Annotated in this window: 1 pseudogene; it reads right to left on the bottom strand. The window is 79.4% G+C overall.

The features are described from left to right. Window positions 1-925: pseudogene (locus tag ACQUQ1_RS22435) on the bottom strand (flippase activity-associated protein Agl23); the annotation flags it as partial.

Raw genomic sequence — 925 nt, 5'->3', positions numbered from 1 at the left:
ACCCCCGCGGCGGTGGCGCCGTAGCCCGCGACCCCGGCGGCGGCGACGAGCAGCACGGCCGCCAGCAGCGCCGGCTCGGCGGGCGCGGCGCGAGCGCGGAGCCCGCGGACGACCCACGCGAGCGCGACGGCGCCCGGCAGCGCGAGAAACGGGACGACGTGGACGGCGGTCCACGGCTCCACGCCCATCGAGGCGATGGGGAACGCGAGCAGGCCGAAGCCGGCGGCGTACCCGCCGAAGGCGACGACCCCGCGCGTGTCGGCGCGGTAGCGCTCGCGGAGGAAGCCGACGAGGCCGAGCGCGGCCGCCGGCCACGCGGTCGCCAGCAGGGTGCGGACGTAGCCCGCCACCGCCGGGATGAACGAGTTGCCGCGGGCGGGGGGCGCCAGCCGGTCGGCCAGCCGCAGCGAGAGGAACCGCTCGGGCGCCTCGACGAACGCGAACGACACCGCCGCAGGCAGCGTCGCCGGGTTCCACAGCCCCGGCCCGACGCCGCCGCCGCGGGGGGCGAACACGAGGAGCGCGACGCCGAGGAGGACGAACAGCGCGCGCGCCAGCGGCGTCGCGTTCCCGCGGACCCACGCGGCGCCGGCGCCGAGGCGCTCGGCCGCCGCGGCGGGCGTCCCCCGGATCCGGGCCTCGTCGAGCGCGAGCGCGGCCGCCAGCAGCCACAGCGGGAGGTACACGACCGCGAAGCCCGAGGAGCCGAGCGCGAGCGGGAGCGCCGCGGCCGCGAGGTACAGCGGCCACCGGACGCCGGTGTCGCGGTGGCGGACCAGCCCGCCGACGACGAGCAGGCCGAACCCCGCCGCGAGCACGTCGCCCCGGAGGAACCGCGAGTAGTACACCAGCAGCGGCGACCCCGCCAGCAGGACCGCGAGGCCGACCGTCTCGTCGTCGCGGAGCGTCCCGCGGAACAGCAGCG

This window comes from Halobaculum sp. EA56 (assembly GCF_051195075.1).
In the GTDB taxonomy this organism is placed as follows: Archaea; Halobacteriota; Halobacteria; order Halobacteriales; family Haloferacaceae; genus Halobaculum.
Note: the sequence above shows the minus strand (reverse complement) of the source record. Positions and strands in the feature narration are given on the sequence as shown.